The 23412-nt window shown below is 55.6% G+C and carries 21 protein-coding genes; 3 read left to right on the top strand and 18 right to left on the bottom strand.

Annotation, left to right across the window (positions count from 1 at the left end; translation table 11 throughout):
• Window positions 1-3: 3 nt before the first annotated feature.
• The gene (gene hmpA / locus FHS19_RS10560; RefSeq protein ID WP_183581829.1) at window positions 4-1206 is read left to right on the top strand and encodes an NO-inducible flavohemoprotein; all 1203 of its coding nucleotides are present in this window, start codon (window positions 4-6) and stop codon (window positions 1204-1206) included.
• Window positions 1207-1537: 331 nt separating this feature from the next.
• Here the strand turns inward: hmpA and FHS19_RS10555 are convergent, their stop codons facing one another.
• On the bottom strand, window positions 1538-2035 hold the full coding sequence (locus FHS19_RS10555) for a Crp/Fnr family transcriptional regulator (RefSeq protein WP_183581828.1): 498 nt from the start codon (window positions 2033-2035) through the stop codon (window positions 1538-1540).
• Window positions 2036-2339: 304 nt separating this feature from the next.
• On the opposite strand from FHS19_RS10555, the gene FHS19_RS10550 reads away from it, so the two are divergent.
• On the top strand, window positions 2340-2723 hold the full coding sequence (locus FHS19_RS10550) for a YhjD family protein (RefSeq protein ID WP_183581827.1): 384 nt from the start codon (window positions 2340-2342) through the stop codon (window positions 2721-2723).
• 141 nt (window positions 2724-2864) lie between these two features.
• On the opposite strand, the gene FHS19_RS10545 is transcribed toward FHS19_RS10550, so the two are convergent.
• The 9 genes from FHS19_RS10545 to FHS19_RS10505 form a co-directional block, all read right to left on the bottom strand.
• Window positions 2865-3779 (bottom strand): hypothetical protein, encoded by a 915-nt coding sequence (locus FHS19_RS10545; RefSeq protein WP_183581826.1) that lies wholly within the window; start codon window positions 3777-3779, stop codon window positions 2865-2867.
• Between the two features lie 16 nt (window positions 3780-3795).
• On the bottom strand, window positions 3796-5157 hold the full coding sequence (locus tag FHS19_RS10540; protein WP_183581825.1) for a nucleotide sugar dehydrogenase: 1362 nt from the start codon (window positions 5155-5157) through the stop codon (window positions 3796-3798).
• A 69-nt stretch (window positions 5158-5226) separates the two neighbouring features.
• A complete protein-coding gene (locus tag FHS19_RS10535; protein ID WP_183581824.1) occupies window positions 5227-6036 on the bottom strand; it encodes a response regulator in 810 nt (269 codons plus the stop codon).
• Between the two features lie 50 nt (window positions 6037-6086).
• The gene (locus tag FHS19_RS10530; RefSeq protein WP_183582889.1) at window positions 6087-7454 is read right to left on the bottom strand and encodes a glycosyltransferase family 2 protein; all 1368 of its coding nucleotides are present in this window, start codon (window positions 7452-7454) and stop codon (window positions 6087-6089) included.
• 43 nt (window positions 7455-7497) lie between these two features.
• Window positions 7498-8691, bottom strand: coding sequence for a HEAT repeat domain-containing protein (locus tag FHS19_RS10525; protein ID WP_183581823.1), 1194 nt, complete (start codon window positions 8689-8691; stop codon window positions 7498-7500).
• A gap of 36 nt (window positions 8692-8727) precedes the next feature.
• The gene (locus FHS19_RS10520) at window positions 8728-10962 is read right to left on the bottom strand and encodes a hypothetical protein (protein WP_376771855.1); all 2235 of its coding nucleotides are present in this window, start codon (window positions 10960-10962) and stop codon (window positions 8728-8730) included.
• A 548-nt stretch (window positions 10963-11510) separates the two neighbouring features.
• A complete protein-coding gene (locus FHS19_RS10515; RefSeq protein WP_183581822.1) occupies window positions 11511-11813 on the bottom strand; it encodes a hypothetical protein in 303 nt (100 codons plus the stop codon).
• A gap of 19 nt (window positions 11814-11832) precedes the next feature.
• Window positions 11833-12333, bottom strand: coding sequence for a YhjD family protein (locus FHS19_RS10510; RefSeq protein ID WP_183581821.1), 501 nt, complete (start codon window positions 12331-12333; stop codon window positions 11833-11835).
• On the bottom strand, window positions 12330-13598 hold the full coding sequence (locus tag FHS19_RS10505; RefSeq protein ID WP_183581820.1) for a DNA polymerase IV: 1269 nt from the start codon (window positions 13596-13598) through the stop codon (window positions 12330-12332). Before FHS19_RS10505 ends, FHS19_RS10510 begins: the two co-directional genes overlap by 4 nt.
• 294 nt (window positions 13599-13892) lie before the next feature.
• Between FHS19_RS10505 and FHS19_RS10500 the strand changes: the two genes are divergently transcribed.
• On the top strand, window positions 13893-14567 hold the full coding sequence (locus tag FHS19_RS10500) for an SOS response-associated peptidase (protein WP_183581819.1): 675 nt from the start codon (window positions 13893-13895) through the stop codon (window positions 14565-14567).
• Window positions 14568-14693: 126 nt separating this feature from the next.
• Here the strand turns inward: FHS19_RS10500 and FHS19_RS10495 are convergent, their stop codons facing one another.
• The 8 genes from FHS19_RS10495 to FHS19_RS10460 all read right to left on the bottom strand — a co-directional run bounded on the left by FHS19_RS10495 (window position 14694) and on the right by FHS19_RS10460 (window position 23357).
• On the bottom strand, window positions 14694-15080 hold the full coding sequence (locus FHS19_RS10495) for a cupredoxin domain-containing protein (protein WP_183581818.1): 387 nt from the start codon (window positions 15078-15080) through the stop codon (window positions 14694-14696).
• 39 nt (window positions 15081-15119) lie between these two features.
• Window positions 15120-15314 carry a twin-arginine translocase TatA/TatE family subunit gene (tatA, locus tag FHS19_RS10490; RefSeq protein ID WP_183581817.1) on the bottom strand — a complete coding sequence of 65 codons (195 nt, stop codon included), beginning with the start codon at window positions 15312-15314 and terminating at the stop codon, window positions 15120-15122.
• A gap of 66 nt (window positions 15315-15380) precedes the next feature.
• Window positions 15381-17060, bottom strand: a complete 1680-nt coding sequence (locus FHS19_RS10485) for a GMC family oxidoreductase (RefSeq protein WP_183582887.1) — start codon at window positions 17058-17060, stop codon at window positions 15381-15383.
• Window positions 17061-17127: 67 nt separating this feature from the next.
• Window positions 17128-17910, bottom strand: a complete 783-nt coding sequence (locus FHS19_RS10480) for a gluconate 2-dehydrogenase subunit 3 family protein (RefSeq protein ID WP_183581816.1) — start codon at window positions 17908-17910, stop codon at window positions 17128-17130.
• A 309-nt stretch (window positions 17911-18219) separates the two neighbouring features.
• The gene (locus tag FHS19_RS10475; protein WP_076169947.1) at window positions 18220-18507 is read right to left on the bottom strand and encodes a stage VI sporulation protein F; all 288 of its coding nucleotides are present in this window, start codon (window positions 18505-18507) and stop codon (window positions 18220-18222) included.
• A gap of 62 nt (window positions 18508-18569) precedes the next feature.
• Entirely contained in the window at window positions 18570-20621 is a 2052-nt protein-coding gene (gene recG / locus FHS19_RS10470) for an ATP-dependent DNA helicase RecG (RefSeq protein ID WP_183581815.1), read from the bottom strand.
• A gap of 13 nt (window positions 20622-20634) precedes the next feature.
• On the bottom strand, window positions 20635-21492 hold the full coding sequence (locus tag FHS19_RS10465) for a fatty acid kinase binding subunit FakB (RefSeq protein WP_183581814.1): 858 nt from the start codon (window positions 21490-21492) through the stop codon (window positions 20635-20637).
• Between the two features lie 59 nt (window positions 21493-21551).
• A complete protein-coding gene (locus FHS19_RS10460; protein ID WP_183581813.1) occupies window positions 21552-23357 on the bottom strand; it encodes a fatty acid kinase ATP-binding subunit FakA in 1806 nt (601 codons plus the stop codon).
• Window positions 23358-23412 lie beyond the last annotated feature (55 nt).

Genomic DNA, 23412 nt, shown 5'->3' with positions numbered 1-23412 from the left:
TTTATGCTGAGCCAACAAACCATTGATACGATCAAATCGACCGTTCCGGTACTGGAAGTACACGGACAGTCCATTACATCCGTCTTTTATAACAATCTCTTCAAGGATCATCCGGAGCTTCTGAACATATTCAACCATGCCAATCAGCGCCAAGGACGGCAGTCGGCGGCCCTGGCGGGTGCCGTCTATGCCGCTGCCGCCCATATCGATCACCTCGAGGATATCATTCCAGCCGTCAAGCAGATCGGGCAGAAACACCGGGCGCTGCAAATCAAGCCGGAACACTACCCGATCGTCGGGCAGTATTTGCTCGGCGCCATCAAGGAAGTTCTTGGCGATGCGGCCACGCCGGAAATTCTCGGAGCCTGGAAAGAAGCTTACGGCGTCATCGCAGACGCATTTATCAGCGTGGAAGCGGAAATGTACAAGGAAGCTGAAGCCGCACCGGGAGGCTGGTCCGGCTTCCGCCCATTCGTCGTGGAACGGAGAGTGAAGGAGAGCGAAGTGATCACTTCCTTCTATTTAAAACCGCAGGACGGCGGTCCCATCGCCTCTTATTTGCCGGGACAATACATCACCGTCCGCGTCCAGCCTGAAGGCCAGCCGTATACGCAGATCCGCCACTACAGCTTGTCCGCCGCACCGGGCGGTTCTTCCTACCGGATTTCGGTGCGCCGCGAGGATGCCGCGCCAGGCAAACCGGCAGGCATCGTCTCCAACGATTTGCACGTGAATGCCCAAGAAGGCAGCGTCCTCGAGATCAGTGCGCCGGCGGGCACGTTTACGCTGGATCAGACCCATGACATCCCTGTCGTGCTGATCAGCGGTGGAGTCGGCCTGACGCCAATGGTCAGCATGCTGGAGACGCTGCTGAAAGAACAGCCAGCCCGTAAAGTCGCATATGTTCATGCGGCCATTAACGGAAGCCATCATGCGATGAAGGAGCATATCGCCAACCTTGAAGCCGAGCACCCGCAAATGTCCTCCTACCTCTGCTATGAGACGCCGCTTGAGGGAGACAGCTGCCATAAAACCGGGTATATCGATGCCGCATGGCTGCAGCAAATCGTCGATCCAAACGCTGATGTTTACTTCTGCGGCCCGGTTCCGTTCATGCGCACCGTCTACAGCGCCCTTAAGGAGCTGGGAATCCCCGCCGAACGGATCCATTACGAATTTTTCGGCCCGGCAGGTCAACTCGACTGACATATCGTTGGCGGATCAGCTCGGTTAGCTTATCAGCGGCGGGATAACTTGCCTATCAGACAATGATATTTTAAGGCCAATATAACGCACAGATGGGTCAATGCAGTTCGCTGATCAGCCAATACGATTTCATGCCGTTCAATACGATTTACTGAAATGTAAAAAGGGGCTGCCCCTTCAGGTTCTCTGGACCTGGGGGGCTGCCCTTTGTTTGTTTGCCGGACCGTGTTTCGTACCGTTTAACCGTTTGTGTATGACGGGATGGCTATATGGCGGGATGATGGCATAACGGTCTGACGATAAGTGCACTTTTCAAGCCCCGCGCCGCGGTTTAATGCCCCCGGAGCAGCCGGTTGATCGTTTCCCTGCGTACTCCAATTAACTGCCCGATCTCCTCCTGGGTCAGCAGCTCGGTAAAGTGGATGCCATGGGCGTAGCTGTTTAGCCAATCGGTCAGCAGCGCCAGCCGCTCCGCGGGAGTCCCCACGGTAAGGTGGTCGATCCGCTGCTGCATAAAGCGTACCTTCTCCTGCAGCAGAAGGGCGATTTCAAGCGCCTTCTCCGGGTGCTCGCTCAGCTCGCGGTACCATTCCTCCGCCGGTATTTTCTCGACTTCGCTGCGCATCAGGGCCGTTGCCGTTCCGTGGATATCCTTCGGGGTGATCAACGAATGATGAGGCACCGTTTCCCCCGGATAAAGCACGTTAAACAGAACGCTGTTCCCATTTTTATGAAGCCTTGTTACCTTGAACAAGCCGCTCTTGATATGGTATAAAAATTCCCCGCTGTCCCCCTGTCTGAATAATATTTCTCCTTTGTTCAAAAACATGATTCTTCCTCCAGCCTAAAGTTCCGCGATTCCAAGTTTCTTTGATCCAATGCCGATCGACGAAGCTAACCATGGTATCGTCGCAAGATAAAACTTTGATGTGTGTCGCGCGTTGTCGTATGCTGTGTGTTCTATAAGTGCGTCAATCGACGTTTCTTTTCTTATTATACCAAAATCGCCCGTCCGGGCCGAAGTCCTGGCCGCTTCCATAAATTCGTTATTGCCTTCCCGAATACTTTTGCTATAACATGAGTATAATTAGAACATACGTTCCTATACTGTCTGCAAGGAAGTGCCATGCCTCATGAAAGCATCCCTCCCCCCTCCGGCCCCTTCGGAAGAAGACAGCCGTCTGGTCAAAGCCTATCTGCTGCATGTGGTTTTGCTTGATGCGCTGGAGCAGGACGTTCGCCTCATCGGCACCGTTCCGCTGAAGATGTCACAGCTGTATATCCGGGCCCTGTCATCCATCCAGGATCAGATCATGGCGAGCCTGACGTCGATCCGCCGCGAGATGAAGGCCCGCGGTGTCCGGGTTTACGAGGAGACGCGTACCGCCAAGGGCATTGAGGCGTCGTACCTGTGCCGCGGATACCAGCGGCGGTTCGCCATGCTCTGGACGTACGTGCAGGCGGAATCGGGCCTGGTGCTCAGCCGCTATCTCGGCATCCGGCTGCCGGACGCCTGAAGTGAATCCCCCGCCAAGCGGGGTTTTGATTTCGATATGCGATGTGCGTTCAATCTTATGCGGTGCTCGGTCAGCTGACATTCCATCCAAGCGAAAAAAAGGCGTGCGAAAGGTCCCCCTCTTCGCACGCCTGATTTCATTTTACTGATTGGACTTCTCGGGCTTCTCATCCGAAGCCGCCGAAGCGATTTTGTCCTGCCAAATTTCATAATGGTGTACCGCCAGTCCGGCAAAGGAAGGATGGCTGTCGCCCAGACTGTTCACAGACTTCATCTCTTCCTCCATCACAGGCACGGCCTTACCAAAAAACGTGATGTGCGAACCTTCTTCGGTGTCTCCCAGCTCCATGCCGATCCATACCGATTTACCGAGCTGGTCCGCTTCATCCAACTGCTCGCGGGCCAAATCGTAAATCTTCCGTCCACTGTCCCGGTACGACATGACGGCGACGGCATCAAACTGGCTGATCATCCACCGGCTGAAGTTCCCGCTGCCGTCTGCAGCTTGAACGTTGCCCAGCCAGAAGGGAACGGCCGCACTCATGTACAGGCCATTCTCCCTGCCCTGGGCTACCCATTTCTCCACATTGCTGCTCCATTCGCTGACTACGCCGTCCTGATCCCTCCCCCAGCGTCTTAACTGATAGGGCTCCACATCCAGCTGGATGCCGGCAAACTTCTCGCTTGGGGCTGCCTTGGCATTGTAGTCAAACACCCACTGCAGAAATTGATCCGCCTCCCTGCGCTGGCGTTCATAGGCCCAATCGGGCTGCCCGTCCAGCGCGTGCACGGCAATGCCTTCCTCATAGGCTGCCGCAATAAAGCGGCGGTAGTCCTCATCGCTTACTTTTTTCTGAACCTGAAGGAAGATCGTGCCTACGTTTTGCTCCCTGCAGAATGCTATAATTTTGCCGGGATCCTTGATCAGCTCGGTATCCCACAGCCAGGTCGCTTTTTGATCTTCCATCGTTGACGATTTTAACAGGAGAGGCAGGAGCAGCAAGCCGCAGATGACTAGGATCACCGGGATTTTCGCTTTTTTGAGCAGCTCTCCCAAACCATCCCCTCCTTTATTACCCGATTAACGCCACATCCGGCTCTTCCACGTGCTGCACCGAATGTCCGATTTTATAAATATGAGGCAGGGTGTAGTTTTTGAATGCATTGCGCGTATCGATGATCGGCACGCCCATCGCTGCGATTTCGCCGTAGTCGAGTCCGCTGTGGTTGGTGATCAGCACCATGCAGTCGTATTTTTTAAACTGCGCCGAATCGTAGGCTACGCTGTGAACGGTCTCGCCGTGTTTGTCGCGGAAGCTGACAGCGTACGGATCGTAGTATTCCACGTTCGCGCCGTTCTCTTTGAACAGCTCGTAGACTTCAAGCCCCGGAGATTCGCGCAGGTCGCTGATGTCCGGCTTGTAAGCCATGCCGAGGATGAGAATCGACGATTTCTTGATGGACTTCGCGTATTCGTTCAGAATCGTCGACGTCTTGCCGATAACGTAATACGGCATGTTGTCGTTGGTTGACTGCGCCAGCTCGATAAACTTGCTGTAGAAGCGGAAGCCCTTCGCCTTCCACGACAGGTACATCGGATCGAGCGGAATGCAGTGTCCGCCGATGCCAGGACCCGGGTAGAATGGCATAAAGCCGAACGGCTTGGTCGCTGCCGCGTCGATAACCTCCCAAATGTCGATGCCCATGCGGTCGCACATCATGGCCATTTCGTTGATGAAGGCGATGTTTACGCTGCGGAACGTGTTTTCCAGCAGTTTGGACATTTCAGCCACTTTCGGCGAAGTGACGGGCACCACCGTCTGCACATACTGGGAGTAGAGCGCCGTTCCCAGCTCCAGGCAGGCCTCAGTCGTACCGCCGATAACTTTTGGCGTATTGAAGGTGTTAAAGCGGACATTGGAAGGGTCCACACGCTCTGGAGAGAAGCAAAGGAAGAAGTCCTCGCCTACCTTGTAGCCGAGCGCTTCGATTTCCGTCTGGATGAGCTCTTCGGTCGTACCCGGGTAAGTGGTGCTTTCCAGGGTAATCAGCATGCCTTTTTTCATGTGCAGCTTGATTTGATCCACGACGCTCGTAATGTAGGACGTATCCGGATCCTGGTTCTCGCTGAGCGGTGTCGGTACGCAGATGCTGAGCGCGTCGATGACGGCAATCATGCTGTAGTCCGTCGTCGGCTTGAAGCGTCCGCTCGCCACGACCGCGGCCAGGTCTTCCGAAGAGATATCGGTGATATAGGATTCGCCCTGGTAGATTTTATCGATTTTCGCAGGATCCACGTCGATGCCGATAACGGTAAAGCCCTGCTTGACCATTTCCACGGCCAGCGGAAGTCCTACATATCCTAATCCTACTACGCCCAGTACGGCTTTTTTGGTTTTAATGGCTTCCAACAACTGCTTATATTCGTGATTCACAAGCACTCAACCTCCATTAGATGTAAGTTTTGGTCTGCTGCTAAGTAACGCTCAAGAAAAGCGGATGATTTAGTGAAAGCAACGATGTATGCGGGCATCCAGCTCTACCGGAGAGAAAGGCTTGGTCACATAGTCATCTACTCCGTGTTTAAAGCACTGGCTGATTGTCTGTTCTACACGCTGTTCGGTCAGCACGACGATTTTCGGCGTGTGGTCGACCGGCAGCTGCTGAATTTGGTGAATGAACGGCAGTCCGTCAATCCCGTAAAGGTTGAGCTCCGTCAGCACCAGATCGGGCTCCCATTTCTCGATGAGTTCCAGGGCGGACGTACCGTCATGGGCGGCCAGCGTCTCGTACCCCTGCATTTTCAGTCGAATTTGGAGAAACTCGCGGACGGTAGCGTCATTATCGACGATCAGAATTCTTCCAGCCTCTTCCGCGGCCTCCTCTTTCGTAAATATATGGATATCGGACGATGTGCTGAGCTTCGTGGACTCAGCCATCTGTTTGAGAACGCCAGGCGTAGGTTCGACCTGCCCCGGGAATACGGCCAGCGTAATCCGTGGGTCAGCATCCTTCACCGTCTCCTGCAGCTGCTGCTTCAGCAGCAGCGCCTGGTAATGGGCCGCATCCAGCGTAAGACCCGGCAGCAGAATCGCCAGCGTCCGGGTTTGTGCATCCTTCAGCACCTCATAGTCGTCGAGCCCGGAACCATGCTGCAAAATCTCCCGAACCCGCTCTTCCAGCTGCGGAGGGTTCGCACTGCTGTACAGGAACATCATTCCGCAGGTGTCCGGCGACGTTTCCTTCAAACGCTCTCCAAGATGGTGATACACATCGGTCGTCTGTTCTCTCTGTAAAGTTACGGTTTGCGGCATAATCCACTCCCACCTCTCTCAAATGATATGATCTTTCGAATCGGGACCTATCAGGCAGTTTTGCTTTCTTCACTCCAGCTCTGCCGGGTCATCGTTCCCCAGGAATTGTTGTTCTGGAGATACTGGATATGTCCTTGGACGCGCCACAGCACGCCGAGCTGATGGTATCCGAAAAACTTCAGCGCGGAGAACAGCAGCATTTTCCACAGATCGGACAATTTCTTGTATCGCCGGAAGGCAATTTCCTCCAGGATGATGGCACCGACACTGAGCAGATAACCGCTCAGAAAGTTAAGCAGGAAGAAAGTCAACAGAATGCGCCAGTGAGTCATGTCCAGCAGCGTATATCCTACCAGAGCCAATAGGCCCGTGATTCTAAAATAAGGGTTTAACGTTTCAAACAGGACGTTGTAAGGCATCGTAATCAGTCCCATGACCTTGTACTTCGGATTAAACAGCATTCCGCGGTTCTCGATCATGTTCTTCAGATTTCCCCGCCCCCAGCGCTTACGCTGGTTGGAGATGATCTTGTACGTATCCGGTGCCTGCGTCCAGCAGACCGCTTCGGGGCAAAAGGCCACCTTGTACGGAATTTTATGACTGAGCATATATCGGTGAAGCTTGATGATAATGTTCATGTCTTCTCCCGGATAACCGCCGCGGTACCCGCCGACGGCAATGACATAGTCCTTGCGGAACAGCCCGAACGCGCCCGAGACGATGATCAGACCGTTCATTTGGCTCCAGCCGATCCGTCCGCCCAGGAAGGCTTTCATATACTCGATGGACTGGAACATCGGCCAGATCTTGCGCGGCAGCGATACTTTCTGCACCGCGCCGTTCTCGATCAGACAGCCGTTGGCAATGCGGACGTCGCCGCCGATCGCCACCATTTCCTCCGGATTCTCCATGTACATGCGGGCCATGCGGATCAGGGCATCCTTCTCCAGCAGCGAGTCCGCGTCGATGGAAGAGATCAGCGGATAGTGCGACAGGTTGATGCCCGCATTCAGCGAGTCGGCCTTGCCGCCGTTTTCTTTATCTATTACAAACAGAGAGGGATAATCGGGATTATGGTAAACACCGCGCACTTCCTGCGTGTCGATCGTCCCCCGGAACTCCGGATTCGTCATTTTCTTCAGCCGGAATTCCTTGATGAGCACATCCACCGTATTGTCGCTCGATCCGTCGTTAATAACGATGACCTCGTAGGTCGGATAGTTGAGCGTCAGCAGGCAGTTGACATTCTCGCTGATGGTCAGCTCTTCATTGAAGGCCGGCACCAGCAGCGATACCGGCGGCACCAACTCCGAGCCGGACAGCGTATTGTAATTGGAATATCTGGATCTCCGGTAGATGGTCCCGATATTGCGGTACGATAAAGCCATAATGGTAAAATACAGAATGTTGACGATCATGACGTAATACACGGCTATCATGCCGTAATACAAAAGTATGTCTCTAAGCAGAGTAATCCCCTCCTACTGCGGCTACCCCGCCAACCCGTTTGGCCGGCTGCTTCACGCCGAAATACCGGTCGTACAAAAGCCGTTTTTTGTTGTAAGCCACCATTTGTTCGATTGCGCTGTGCTCGCGCTCTTTTTCCATCACCAGCTCGATCCGGTGCAGCGCAGCCTCGCGCTGGATGCCGGCCCCGGTCAGCGCGGCCTGGCACAGGGCCTCAAAGCCGGCTTCTCCCAGCTGCGCCAAGCTCTCAGCGCTGTTATAGCGCACCTTCCAGCTGGAATCGCGGAGCGCATCGGTCAGCAGCGGAATGCTGCCTGCGGCGTGCAGCTGGCCGAGCGCTCTGGCCGCTTCGGCCCGGACCTCCCAGCTTCGGTCGCTCATCAGCTGGGCGATGGTATCGTCCTTGAGCGCCGGGTTCGTGGTGAGGTACAGCTTGACCGCTTCGGCGCGCACGTCCTTTTCTTCCGCACCGACCAAACGTCCCAGAACCGGCATGACTTCCGGCACGGCTTGTCCCCACATGGCCACCAGTCCCACCTTGACCAGCGCGGAATCGGAGTCGTTCAGCAGCTTCAGCAGAATCGCGCTCGAATCCAGGCCTGTCTCCAGCATAATGTCCGCCGCCAGGTTATGGATCGGCTTGCCGTGGGATAAGAGAGTACGCAGCATCTGGAGCAGATCCTCGCTGTTATCCGCCGCTTTCGCAATGGAACGGGCCAGAACGATCGACAGCGAGCTGTATTTGCGTTTTTGCAGGATGTTCTGCAGCATCGGCACCGCCTCCCGAGCACGCATGCCTCCCAAGCGGTAAGCCGCCTCCAGCCTCCGGCCGTACCGGATGCTGCGGAGTGCTTTCAGGTCCTCCTCCACAAAGCCGGCCTCCCGGCACAGCTCGATCAGCTTGTGGCGGTAGTCCCCTTTAAACTGCTCGATCCACTCGATGAATTTATCCTGAACCACTCTCTTCTCAAGCTTTTTCAGCTTGCCGGGCGGAAGCCTCAATTCGACATTATCCTGCAGATTAGCCTGAACGTACACAAAGTAGTCATGATGCTTCTTCGCATACATTTCACGGTTCCGCAGTTCCCGGTTATGCGATATTTTCATCTGGAACAACAACAGGATCCCAAGGGCAATCAAGCCTAGGCACACATAGATGAAAATATAGGCAACGGTTAAATGAAACATGTTAGCAGGTTCCTCCTTTTTAGAAAGTCAATTCTCCTACTCCTTTTTCTCTTTAGGGCCGGAAATTTTCGTAAAAGCGTCCTTCATGATGTAATAGCTCTGCTTCAGCTGTTCACTGTACTGCACCGTGTCCCACTGCTTCCAGGTATACAGCGGCAGGCTCTGCACATTCAGCGTCTTCTGATCTCCTCCGGGCCAGGACACGCCGCTTCCGTCACGCTGGACGATCCACGGAATAAGCCGTATCCCGTTGGTTGTGGTCGTGCCGAAGTAACTCCGTTCCTTCAGCGGACCGTAGTCGATGACCTGCAGGGAGCTCGGATCCGAGAAGCCCAGCAGCATCCACGGGATTCTCATCTCTATCGAATCACCGCTGTACTGCCAAGAAGTCAGCGAGTCGAACGTCTCCTTGCTGCGGTCTGTCGTCCCCCTCTTCAGCGTACCTATCGTCTTGTCGATGAACGGATGCGAATAGCGCGTATCCGGCGGATTCATGAGCAGGCTGATCGCCAGCTTCCACGGATGGAACGGCGACGTATTTCCTGCCTCGGCCTCGGGCAGCATCCAATAACCCTCTTTGCCGTACAGCCGCTGGTGAAAATCATAATCGGCCGCGATTTCCACCTGAGACTCCTCGTCCTTGCCGATTTCGATCAGCGTCTCGGGCGCCCCGCCTTCCAGCTTCCTCCCGGGAAGCTGCTTCGCGGACGGCTGGTTGCCGCCTGTGATCGTGTCGGCACCGATATAGAGCTTCGACTTGGCCGGATCGAATGGATGATCGAGTTTCATGCCGATGTACAGGTAGCCCTCATCATGCGTAATTTTCATATCCTGGACTCCCGGGATCTTGCCCTGCCAGTGCTGTACTTCCCCTTCCGGGAGCCTGTCCCAGTCGGTGAGATTGCCGTCAATCGTAATCAGCTTCTCCTTGCCCGGCAGCATGCCGAGCAGGCCAAACATTTTTTCATTGGTCAGCACGTTGATCCAATAGGACCTGCGGTCTTCAGGCAGCTCCATCGGCATCGTGTTCCAGGTCTTCTTGAACCATTCGTCCTGCCACATGAACAGGATGGCGCCAGCGTAGCCTTCGTCGTAAATGTCCTTGGTCAGGGAAGCATCGATCTCTCCCTGTTCCTTCTCGTTGTGACCGCCCTGGTCGCGCCCTCCGGCGCCAAAATGCGACACGCCGACAGAGGAAGGAACACCATACTCCGTGACCATCAGCGGCATGTCCTTATACTTGGCCTTTAGCTGATGGAGATAAGCTTTGTAGGTATTATAGTCCCCCTGGTCATCCTTGACCGTCTGGAGCGTCGAATCCGTCCGGAAAAAGTCCGGGTAATACGGATAGGCGTGATAAGCGGCGAAATAACCGCCCTTCCAGCCGGTAGGCTGAACATGCCGGGCATCAACGCTAACCATGTCCTCCTCAAACAGCGGTTCGCCAGGGTGGCTGAGCACATCGGTCGTGACCCAGTTGGTGAAAGTCACGGGATGCTCCCAACCGTAATGCTCCTCCTGCTCGGCTGTATAGTCAAGCAAGCTGGCCAGCCAGTTTTCGAACGGAGACGCGTCCTTCGTGGCCGAAAAATACTTGCCCTGATAGGCTTTCACATCGCTGTGCACCTTGTTCGTATTTTTGACCATACCCGGATCCCATTCGGTTCCAAGATGCCATCCCATCAGGTACTTGCCGGCATTCGCTTTGTACTCCCCGCTGGCCGAACCCTGCTTCTGCGGAATCGTGACGTCGCCATATACCGCGGCCACCGCATTTTTGATTTCCTCTTTGAACTGTTTCGTAATATCCCCCGAATAGGCGTCCTGCTGCTCAATCAGCTGTTCTTCGGGCGACCAGATCCCCTGCATAAAATACAGAGGGTCGTCCCCCTTGTCTTTGTTGTACTTGACGAGAGCCTGATAGAATACGGGCTGGTGAATCGTATAGACCCGTATGACGTTGGCGCCCATGTCGTCAATTTCTTTAAACCAGCGCAGATAATCTTCCTCGGTCGCCGGAAGCTCCCCCGGAAAATGTCCCGGCACCGTGGCGCCAAGGTTAACGCCTTTAACGAATATCTCTTTCCATGTCCCGTCCTTTTCGTACTTCAGGAAACGGTCCCCCTGGGTTTTAAACGTAAATCTCGTACCGTCCGGATCTTTGTAGGCCGCAGCCGTCGGGTTCTTTAACATCAGTCCCGCCGCCCCGCCTCCGGCTATGAGAACCGCAGCCGCCGTGATCCAAATAAATAGTGTTTTACGTCTGATCATCGCCTCTTCGTTCCCACCTCGTTTTCGATTTTTGCCTCATCGGTCCGGGGCTTGGCCTTCGCCTAAATCTAATTTTTAACTATCGGCCCCGATCTGTAAACTAGGCTAGTAGTTGGAAATTTCCCACCCCGCCGACCTAGCCCGCCACTCCCTCATGCGGACCACAGAGCCCTGCCATCCCCTGTCAGCCGGCCCCGTTACGAATGACAAAGAAACGTAAACCAAGCCTAGAGCCGACAGGTTAACTGGACATTTATACGCCTTAAAATTGCTAAAGTTGTGGTCTTTTTAACAGCTTTATCCATAAAGATTACAAAATTGATACCATAGTCCGATAAAGCGACAGCGAAAAACCGCGTTACATCAACGTTTGCCAATTTATGTCACAAGACAAAAATGAGAAGGTGGTCCCGGATAGGACCTCCTGTCTTTTTTTCACTAAATCATTCCATTAATTGGATTGCAATTACCAGACTTTTCGGTCATTTTTGTGGTCCTTCCTCCCCGTGCCCCCGCTCCTTTTTGACTAGGATCATTGGGCAGGTTTTTCAAAAATCAATCACCAGGGGGGCTTTTTTTAAAATCGCAATTTGTTGAAATTTACCATTGGCGGCTATTTCCATGCCGAATTGCAAAACGTATGATCCCCCGGATTTCCAAAATAGGAAATGGGACCCATTCCGTTCTTGAGCGTTCCACTCCCAGTACCTACCCTGTATCCCGGCGGTTGAACCTGGTAATTTCTGCTGCCATGCTTCGCATTCGTCGTCAAGGCCATAGCGGCCTGAATGTCCGCCGATCCTGATCTCGCCTAGCACGGCACGGCCAAAAGCCCGTTGTCTCCCAGACAAGACAACGGGCTCCATTCCATTATTGCTGCTTCTGATCCTGCAGACGGGCATACAATGCCGTAATCAGCCGGTCCGAGTACCGTCCGATTCTTACGCTGACCTCGGTGCGCATATAATCCCGCGTGATCGTAAAGGTATCCTCATACCCATGAAACGTATACCGGTACCAGATCATCTGGGTGTCCTTTCCCTCCTGGGTCAGATCGATGCGCTCATCGACCATGGTTTGTTCCACCTTGGACAAATCCTTCTGGATGTCCTGCAGCAGGACCTGGGCCACCTTCGAATAAAGGTGTTTCAAGGCCTCGCTTGACGCCTCGATCGCCTGGATCCGCTTCTTCACAATCGATATCATGACCGGAAGCAGGATCCTGTCCCGCATCAGCTCCAGGTCCTCCCGGCGGGGCGGCCGGTGCTCCTCCGGCTGCTGCGACCGCCGCTTCAGCAGCTCCTCCCGGTGCTGGGGCAGCATCATGCGGCTGGATTCCCAAATTCCGTTATTCTCAAGCTTCTTGCTCATTTATAATGCCCCCCGATTTTCATGGACCGCTCCTCCGCCTGGCCGGCGCCCGTAAGGGAAGAAGCTCTTACGATCGCCATGCTGCCGTACCGCTGCTTGATATGGTCCGTCGCCTTTTCCAGAGCCCGCAGCCGCTCCTGGTCTTCAAACAGCGTCAGCTGGTAATTCCGGTCGTCGCTGAGCTCGCTCAGCATGACCCCGGCGCGCCTAACGGGCATGCGGTCCCAATGCTTATAAAAAATCGTTTTTACGGCTTCATATACCTTGTTCGTGTTGTTCGTGGGATCGGGCATTTTCATCTGCCGGGAAAAGCCTGTCGGCGCGTCATAAGGGCTGCACATGCAGCTGACCGTGACGACCGAGCCCATGTATCCCTTCCGGCGGCAGTCGCGGCATACTTCTTCCGTCAGCTCCAGCAGGATCGTGTCGACCTCCTTGGGGAGGGCGTAGTCCCGGGGCAGCGTCATCATATGCCCGACCGATTTGGGAGGCTTGTCGAACGTTTCCGGGGTCACCTTGCTGTCGTCCATACCGTTGGCGGTGCGCCACATCACTTCGGCCTGGATATCCGACTGCTTGCCGAACCGCGCCCGGAATTTATCCTTCAGCTGGGGAAGAGGCGTTCTCGCCACATCCCCGATCGTCGTCATGCCGAGCTTGGCAAAATGGGCCGTCATACGCGAGCCCACCCCAAACATTTTATGGACCGGCTGCGGCCAGAGCTTCTCCTCGACGTCGGCCTTGGGCAGTATAAAAATGCCCTCCTTGTTCTTCTTCGCCCAAATGTCGGTGGCAATTTTGGCCAAAATTTTGTTCGAGCTGATGCCGACCCGCACCCAGACTCCCGTCTCCTCCATTACCTTCTGCTGGATTGACTTCGCAATGCTCACAGGGTCGCCGAAGAGAGCCAGGCTGCCGGTCACGTCCAGAAACTGCTCGTCGATGCTGAATATTTCCACCAGATCGGTATATTCTTCGTAAATCCGGGTAATCTGAAGCGAAACATCGATATAATGCTGCATTCTGGGACGCATAATGACGAGATCCGGGCACTTCTTGAGCGCCTCCCCCAGCCGTTCGGCGGTGGATACCCCATAGCTTTTGGCGATCGGGCAGGCGGCCAGAATGATGCCCGACCTGCGCATCGGGTCTCCGGCAACGGCGAGCGGCCTGTCTTTATACTCCGGATGATCCGCCTTCTCTACGCTTGCATAAAAGCTCTGACAATCGGCCAAAAATATAATTCTCTCCTTTGATCTGCTCAAGCGCACACACCCTCCACATCCACTTTGGCATTTCGTTAAACCGGTTTGGGCCGGGCAGCTCCGCGAAGCTCCCTCAAGACCGCTTGTCGGAAAAATGATCCGGGCCGCTTCCCTCTCCACGAAGCATGCTCACTCGGTAAGCGAACGTATATTCGTATTATATACCAAACACATGTTCGTTATGCAAATGTATTTTTTGACAGCCACCCGTGCTGCTGGCAGACAGGCTGGCGTAAACCGGCATCCCGCGGTACACTGGTTACAACGATCATTTCAAGAAGAGGGGTATGCCTGATGTGCGGCCGTTATACACTGACCGTGTCGATGGAAGAATTGATGCTGCGCTATGAGCTGGAGCTTGCGCTGAACTTTCATCCCCGTTACAATATCGCTCCGGCGCAGAACGTACTGGCCGTCATTCATGACGGAAGCGGCCTTCGCGCCGGGCAGCTCAAATGGGGTCTGGTCCCGTCCTGGGCCAAGGACAGCAGCATGGGGAGCAGGATGATCAACGCCAGAAGCGAAACGCTGGCGGACAAGCCGGCCTATAAGCTGCCTTTTGCGAGGAAGCGGTGCCTGATTCCGGCCGACGGATTTTATGAATGGATGAAAACCGACAGCGGCAAAGTCCCTTACCGGATTACCCTCCGGGGCGGGGGAATCTTTAGCATGGCCGGCCTCTACGACACCTGGCTGCAGGAGGACGGCAGCAAGCTGAGCACCTGCACGGTCATCACTTCCGAGCCCAATGAGCTGATGGCGCCGATCCATGACCGGATGCCCGTCATTTTGCGTCCGGAGGACGAAATGGCCTGGCTGGACCGCGGGCAGACGGACGTAAACGCCCTGCAGAAGCTGCTTGTGCCATATCCTGCCGGGGAAATGGAAGCTTACCCGGTCTCAAGGTCGGTCAATTCGGTTAAAAACGATACGCCTGATTGCATCGAGCGGGTGCCGGAAGGCGCGTAACCGTTTATATGCAAAAAAAGCGCCGCCTTGCGCGAACCTTTACGGTCCGGCTGGGCGGCGCTTTCCCGATTCTGACTCCCGTGTCGTCAGAAGGCAGTCCGGTGCTCCATCATCTGCTAAGCCAATTTATTCAACAATCAGGGTCCCCTTCATATCGCTGTGGCCGGCACCGCACATGACGGAGCAGTGGAACTCATGCTCACCTGCCTGATCGGCGGTAAATTCTGCCGAGCTTGGCTTCTGCAGGTCCACGTTGAAATCGGGAATGGCCAGGCCGTGGTTTCCATCTTTGTTCTCCAGCGTAATTTTGACCTTTTCGCCCTTTTTGACTTTGATCTCGGATGGCTCGAACTTAAAGTTTGACGCCGTCACCTTGATTTCCTTCACGCCGTCCGAGCCGCCGGAAGACGAAGACTCATCCGACGAGCCGCTCCCGCTTCCGCCGCCGCTTCCGCAGGCGCTAAGCACAAAAGCCAGCAGCAGTGTAAGTCCCATCAGCATCCATTTTTTCATGTTAAATCCCTCCATTTGAAATAAATAAGTATTGTTGTTCTATTGTCCTTCCTGGCGGCGCCCCGCATCTGGCTTCTCCTCATCCTCTTCCGTCAGATGCCGCGCGGAGCTGCGGAATTCGTGAAGCGTCGTTCCCACCGCCTTGCCGAGCTGCGGGAGCTTGGACGGCCCGAACAGCAGCAGGACGAGCAGCAGCAACAGCAGCAGCCCCGGTATTCCGATCGTCGAAAGCATGGCCGATCCCTCCTTTTTCATGAAGTTGCATGACCGTCATCGCAGGAGCCCGAAGACACTGCCCGTTCAGACAAGCACGCCCCCCTGCTTCAAATACTTCTGGATCCCTTCCGCCGCCCGGTAGGCGAGCGCGCCCACGGTATCGGTCGGATTGTAGCCGCTGTTATGCGGAAATGCCGAAGCACCTACCACAAACACGTTTTCCGCTTCCCACATTTGCAGGTAACTGTTCACCGCCGATGTTTCCGGGTCCGCGCCCATAATGACCCCGCCGGTATTGTGGGTGGATTGGTAAGGAACGATATTGTACGGATCGAGCTTGTCTTTGACCTCCACATGAGAAGGACCCATCTCCTTCATGACCTCCCCCGCCTTGTCTGCCAGAAACTTCGTCAGCTCACGGTCCTGATCTTCGAAATCAAACGTAATCCGCAGCAGCGGTTTGCCGTAAATGTCCTTATAGGTCGGATCGAGATCCAAATAGTGGTGCTTCCAGGGCAAACTTGCCCCCTGAATCGCTACGGTCAGCACGCGGTTAGCGTACTTCAGCGTGGTCTTCTTCCATTCCTTGCCCCAGGTCGGCGTGCCCTGCGGCGCCGGATTGTTTTCGATCGGGCGCAGGCCGTTCTGGCTGATCCGGATGCCCGCCCCGTGCAGAAACTTCAAATCGGAGTGGTCAAAGTTGTCCCCGTTGAAGTCGTCGAACTCCATCCCGAGCGCCCCGGCGCCCATGAACGTGCTGAACTCCTCATCATCGTAAAAGCCGACCGCATGCCCGGAGTTGACCTGATACGCATAATTCCGGCCGATCGTTCCCCGGCCGGTTTTCCGGTCATAGGGCGTTCCGAGCTTGGAGCTCAGCAGCAGGCGCACGTTATTCAGCACGAAGCTGCCGAGAATGACCACGTCCGCCGGCTGGGTCACCTCTTCCCCGGTCACCGTGTTGATGTACACCACCCCGGTCGCCTTTTTGCCGTCATGGAGAATTTCGGTCACGTTTGAGAACGTGCGCACCTCCAGCTTGCCGGTGGCCATCGCCGTCGGGATGACGGTCACGACCGGATCCGCCTTGGCGCCGTACTCGCAGCCGAACCGCTCGCAAAATCCGCAGTACTGGCAGGCCGCACGGGAGACGCCGTCGGGATTTTTGTAATTCTCGCTCAAGTTTGCCGAAGGGATCATGTATGGATGGTATCCGAGCTTTTTCGACGCCTTTTCGAACCTTTGCAGAATCGGCGTTTTTTTCATCGGCGGAGTCGGGAACGGATGGGATCGTTTGCCAAGCATCGGATTTGCTTCCGATTCCCCGGAAATGCCGGCCATCTGCTCAAACTTATCGTAATACGGCTCGATTTCGTCATACGTGATTCCCCAGTCCTGCAGCTGCATGCCCGCGGGAATTTTGCCTTTTCCATACCGGTCGACCGTCTGGCTGTAGATCTCAAAATCATACGGCAGGAAGCGGTGCGTCTGCCCGTTCCAATGCGATCCGGCACCGCCGAGCCCGTCCCCCAGCAGGAAGGACCCATAGCTGCGCATCGGCAGCGCCCTCATCGACTCCGTATTGCGGAACGTGATCGTTTCCTTGGACAAGTCCTGCATCAGCTCAAAACGCCGCGCATACCGCAGCTCATCATGATCCATGAAATAATCTTCCGTACTCCGGCTCTTTCCGCGCTCCAGTCCGACGACCTGGACGCCCGCTTTGGTCAGCTCGGCCGCGAGGATGCCGCCGACCCAGCCCATTCCAACAATAACCACTGGTACTTTAGGTAATTTGGCCACGTCTGATGTCCCCTTATATCTGTGAAATTTATTCGCTCATGTGAGCCTGCAGGCTTTTCGGCTGGATCTGGACCAGCCCTTCCTTCGTAATCTGCTGGGCATAGCTCATCTGGTTGCCCGGAAAATTCCGCATCTTCCACCCGTTCATATTCCGGTTGCCGCCATAGAGCGGATCGGCGTATACACCCTCGATCGTCAAATTTTTCAGCATGTTGAAGAAGCTGCTGCTCGTCACCCCGCGCATGGGGAATTTGTCCCCTTTCTCCATGGCGGTCAGCACTTCGTCCTGCTGCTGGCCCTCAAGCTCCGTAAAAGCCTTTTGATGCTTCTGCTGGCAGTAGCTCTTCAGTCCCTCGAGGCCCAACGTGAACATCTCGTTGCGTTTCAGCCGCGACTGTTCTCCCTGCGTTGTCTGGGCCTGGACAAAAGGACCCATCATATAGTCCCGCGCGTTATATCCCCATGGGCCTGCGAGCTGATGATCAATAAAAAAGGCCACGCCCAGCGCCTTGGCTCCGGGACCGTTCTCATCTACGGGATAAATCCTTTCGGCCGCCGCTTCGGTCATTTTAAACTGCTCCTGGTTAAAGAACATCAGCGCATCCTGCAGCGAAGTCTCTGGTTTGCTGCTGGCCGGCGCCGGGGCCTGATTTTTCTCCAGACTGTCCGTCAGGACGCCCCCAAACACGCCGCCGACGACCAGGCCGCCCAGCGTCATCCCCGAGGCTTTCAAAAATTTCCGCCGGGATTCATCCGGTTCTTTCGACCGGGCCGGCTTGCTGCTCTTCCCCAATTTCAGTCCTGGCAACATGATCCCTCCAATTATGAATATTGTGGATGCAATAAAAAGAAGACCACTTCGAATCAGTTACCCAAAATTTCTCAGTTTCAAACGATTATCTGACATCAGACACCATATTGTGACCAAATGACTAGGACGAATCTCGCGGTTTCCGTAACAACCGCCGCTTGATCGTCGAAGGAAGAGAGTCCGCAAATAACCTGTTAACCTATGATGTCAAGAAGTTCGGAAAGGTCTCGCTGCTGCCTGCTTTTGCATACAAAAAAAGCCCCCCGGGTTTCTCCCGGAGGGCTGCACGCTTACCGTTTGTATGCTTTTTTAGCGGAACATTCCCCACAACTTGATCAGGTGGAACGTATTATTGGGATCGATCTTTTGGGCGATCACAAACCGGACGATTTGTCCTTCCTCGGCGCCGGTCAGCTTCTCGTTCAGAATGGACGATGCCGATTTGACCAGCCGCTGCACTCTGGCCGGATCCTGCAGGTCCTGTTTGTTTACGCCTTCGATCAACTTTTTAATGCGCTCCTTGGTGGCCGGATTTTTCATCTTCAGCTTGATCCGTGCGACCAATTGGGGGCTGATTCCGTACTGCTGATAACCCATATTGGCACCTCCCGTCTAATGCAGTCCAACTAAGTATATGACGGGAGGGATTGTCCACTGACCTAATCGACCAAATCTCCTTGAAAAATCTGCTCCTGCTGCAGATAGTCCCGCAGCGGCCCGTACACCGGGGACGTCCAAAATGCCGGATCCGCCACCAGCCGGGCGGCGTCATCCCTCGCCTGCTCCAGCACGGCGAAGTCGCTGACCATGTCCGCCAGGCGGAACTCGGGCAGACCGCTCTGCTTCGTGCCGAAGAAATCGCCCGGTCCGCGAAGGTCCAGGTCACGCCGGGATACTTCAAAACCGTCGTCGGTCTCGGTCATGACGTTCATGCGTTCCTGCCCGACCTCCGACTTCGGATCGGCGATCAGCACGCAGTAGGAAGCGTGCTCGCCGCGCCCGACGCGGCCGCGAAGCTGATGCAGCTGCGACAGACCGAAACGGTCCGCGTCCATAATGACCATCAGCGTTGCATTCGGCACGTCTACGCCGACCTCGACGACGGTGGTCGAGACGAGCAGCTGCACCTCGTTTTCGTAGAAGGCCCGCATCACTTCTTCCTTCTCGGCCGGCGTCATGCGGCCGTGCAGCAGTCCCACCTTGTAGGAAGGGAACGCCTGCTGCATCTGAACATGCAGATCAATCGCGTTCTGCACGTCCAGCTTGTCCGACTCCTCGATCAGCGGGCAGATCAGGTACGCCTGGCGTCCCTGGTCCACCTCGCGGGCGATGAAGCCCAGCACCCGGTCGAGCATATTGTGCTTGACCCAGTACGTCGTAATCGGGATCCGTCCTTTTGGGCGTTCCGACAGCGTGGATACGTCCATGTCACCGAACGCCGTAATCGCCAGCGTCCGCGGGATCGGCGTCGCGGTCATCGTCAGCACGTCCGGATTATAGCCCTTGCGCCGCAGGATGCCGCGCTGGTTGACGCCGAACCGGTGCTGCTCGTCCGTGACCACCACACCCAGCTTGCGGAAAAACACGTCCTCCTGGATCAGGGCATGCGTCCCGACGACGATGTCGGTTAAGCCCATCTGCAGCGAGGCGAGCAGATCCTTGCGCTTGCGCCCCGTGACGCTGCCGGTCAGCAGGCCGACGGTGATGCCGAACGGCTCGAACAGCTTCTGCAGCGAACGCATATGCTGCTCGGCCAAAATTTCGGTCGGCACCATCAGCGCGCCCTGATAGCCCGAACGCACCGACGCGTACAAGGCGATCGCCGCCAGCACCGTTTTGCCGGAGCCGACATCACCCTGCAGAAGCCGGTTCATGCAGTGCGGCGAACGCATGTCCTGCAGAATTTCGAGTTCGACCTTCTTCTGCGCATCGGTGAGCTCGAACGGCAGGCTGCGCACGAACTCGCGCATCGTTTTGTTGTCCACCGTATGGACGACACCGTCCATACGCTCCCGGTTCAGGGCGCGGAACGCCTGCATTTTCAGCTGAAACAGGAACAGCTCCTCATAGACCATCCGCTCGCGCCCCTGCTGCCCTTCCCCGGTATCCTGGGGCTGGTGGATCGTAGCGATCGCCTTTTTCCGCGGCATCAGATGGTACTTCCGCAGCAGTTCCTCCGGCAAAATTTCCGGGATCATTTCCCCGTACTGCTCAAGCGCCTGGGTCATCGTTTTGCGCATCCAGGTCTGCGTAATCTTGCCCCCGACCGAATAGACCGGCTGCACCGTACCGCTACGCCATGCCCCCTGGTCCGGAAACTCCGATTCCGACACGGTCAGCTGCATGCGGCGCTGATCCCATTTGCCGACGAGCACGATTTCCCGCCCGGAGGTCAGCTGATCCTTCAGAAAATGCCGATTGAACCAGGTGGCGGTGAACATCCACTCCTCAGCCATCATTTTGCAGCTGAGGCGGGACTTTCGCCCGTACCGCTGCAGCACGGGAACACCCATCACCTTCGCCTGGATCGTAATTTTGTCCCCGTCCTTCACGTCCTGCAGCGAACGGAGCCGGTAATCCTCGTACCGGAACGGATAATATTCCAGCAAATCCTTCACCGTAAAGATGCCAAAGGCGTGAAGCTCCCCTTCTTTGAGGGCGCTCACGCCGCGGACCTGCCGTACCGATATTTGTTCAAGACTCAGACTCATGGTTATCCCTCATTTAAGCGGGCCATATAAACACGGCCAGTGTCCCGGGCCCGACATGGGTTCCGACGACCGGTCCGATGTTCGTCAGAACGACCTCCTGCAGCCGGAAGTCCCGCGACAGATCCTCAAGCACGGGCTCGGCTGAAGCCGGGTCGGCCGTATGGCCCACTGCCACATTGATGTTTTGAACGCCGCCCAAATCCTCCCGAAAACGCTCCAGGATCCGGGCCAGCGCCTTCTTGCGGCCTCTGACCTTCTCCACCGCATAAATAATGCCTTCTTCGTCAATGGACAGAATCGGCTTGATGTTCAGCAGGTTGCCGATCACGGCCGCCGCCTTGCCGATCCGTCCTCCCTTTTGCAAATACTCCAGCGTGTCCACGAGAAAATACAGCTTGCGCTGCCGCCGCATTTCCTCGACGGAACGCACGATCTCCTCTGCCGTCTTGCCTTCGGCCGCCAGCCTGGCCGCATGCACGACCAGCAGGCCGAATCCGTAGGACGCCGATTTGGAATCGACGATCGTAATATCCGGGTCGCCCTCCAGCATGGATTTGGCAATCGTTGCCGATTGATACGTGCCGCTCAGTCCGGAGGAAATATGAATGGAAATGATCGGCGAGCCCGGATATTCATTCATAATTTCTTGATAAACCTGCATATAATCTGCTGGAGAAGCCTGCGACGTGGTCGGAAGCTGCTCGGACTGGACAAGCCGTTTGTAGAACACCTCGGCGGAGATATCCACACCGTCTTCAAAGGTATCCTCGCCGAACATCAGCCGGAGCGGAACGACGTGGATGTCATGCTGCTTCGCGATATCCTCGGGTATATCGGCCGTACTGTCCGTTACAATTACCGGTTGGGTCATCGAATGGGGCCTCCTTCATTTTCATTCAAACTTCGATTTTCGGTCCCAAGGCCGCTCTTTTAGGATTCCACTGAAAAAATGTAATAGTACAGCGGCTGTCCGCCCTGATGCACTTCAATTTCGGCATCCGGGTACTGCTCTGCCAGCCAGGTGGCCAACTCGCCCGTCATTTCCGGGTTCGCCTCTTCCCCGGCGAGAATGGTCACAATTTCGTCCCCATTCTCCAGCATCTTGGTCAGAAGCTCCTGGCATGCGGGCAAAAGCCCTTCGGCAGCCGTCACGATCTTCGAATTTTCGATGCCGATAAACTGGCCGGCCTTAATATCCAGCTGATCGATTTGCGAGTCGCGCACGGCGTAGGTCACCTGACCCGATTTGATCCGGCCGATCGCTTCCAGCATGCTGCTCGTATTCGTCTCCTCGGAATCTTCCTCCGAGAAGGCAAAGGCCGCGGCAATGCCCTGAGGCACCGTCTTGCTCGGAATGACCTTCACGCTGCGTTCGCCCTCAAGCAGTTCTCCCGCCTGCTGGGCAGCCAGCACGATATTGGAGTTGTTCGGCAAAATATAAATATGGTGCGCGGAAATGGACGCGATCGCGTTCACAAAGTCCTCCGTGCTCGGATTCATCGTCTGGCCGCCCGAGAGAACGACATCGACGCCCAGGCTCTTGAAAATGTCCGCAATGCCCTGTCCGGAGGCCACGGCGATAAACCCGTAAGGTGCCAGTTCATCGGCCGGCGGCTCGGCCGGCGCCTCTTCCGGCGTGTGGTCCATCGATTCGACCGGAATATCGGCAAAAATCTCCGGCATCGGCGCGATGTCCATCCCGGCCGACAGCAGGTCCCGGTGCTGCTCGCGCATGTTCAGAATATGAATCTGGGTAATTTCGCCGTAACGGAGCGCCAAATTCAGCACTTCGCCCGGTGCTTTGGAATGCACGTGAACCTTGATGATCTCGTCATCGGCAATAACGATAATCGAATCCCCGTTCATTGACAACGCTTTCCTGAATTGATCCTCGTCGAAATGCGTATCTGCCGCATCCCCTAACTTCCGGTTAATGAAAAATTCCATATCGTATAAAAATTCGATGTCTTCCGTTTCCAGACGGGACTGCGCAATATCCGGGACTTCCGCTGCCACCGGCACAGGCTTGACCTGGGTTCTTGCTGCCGCCGGTTGATCAGGGGCCGGGTGTACCGCGCCCGGTGCCGCAAAGGACTGGTAGTCATAGCCGCCTTCGCTGACGCTGTGCAAATATTGCAGAAATCCCTCGTAAATATATACCAGACCTTGTCCCCCCGAATCGACAACCCCCACCTGCTTCAGCACGGGGAGCATCTCCGGAGTCTGGGCTAACGTTTCTTTTGCTTTGGCGAGCACCTGCTCCATGAGCTCCGTAATATCCGGCGTGCGCCGCGCCAAAAATACCGCATGCTTCGCAGCTTCCTTCGCAACCGTCAGGATCGTGCCCTCCACCGGCTTGACCACCGCCTTGTAAGCTGCGTCAACTCCGGTCTGCAGCGCCTGCGCGAACTGAACCGCATTCAGCTCGTCATAGGTTGCGGCATAGCGTCCAAAGCCCCGGAACAATTGGGAGGTAATCACGCCGGAGTTCCCCCGCGCGCCCATGAGCAGTCCCTTGGACAGCACGCCTGCGCTGTGCCCGATCGAATTCGAATTGTTTCTCTTCAGTTCAGCAACGCCCGCACCCATCGTCAAGTTCATGTTCGTTCCCGTATCCCCGTCAGGAACCGGAAACACATTCAATGAATTGACATGCTCGGCATGCTGCTGCAATTGTTCCGCCCCGGCCAGAACCATAGCGGTAAAGTCAGTTCCATTCAAAGAACGCTTACTCAATGATAAATCCCCTTCCTAGCTTGATCCTCTAAGCCATTGGCGTCCTTATAAATAC

Origin of the sequence: Paenibacillus rhizosphaerae (assembly GCF_014192015.1) — a bacterium.
Classification (GTDB): domain Bacteria; phylum Bacillota; class Bacilli; order Paenibacillales; family Paenibacillaceae; genus Paenibacillus_AQ; species Paenibacillus_AQ rhizosphaerae.
This window is presented reverse-complemented; position numbering and strand designations above follow the sequence as displayed.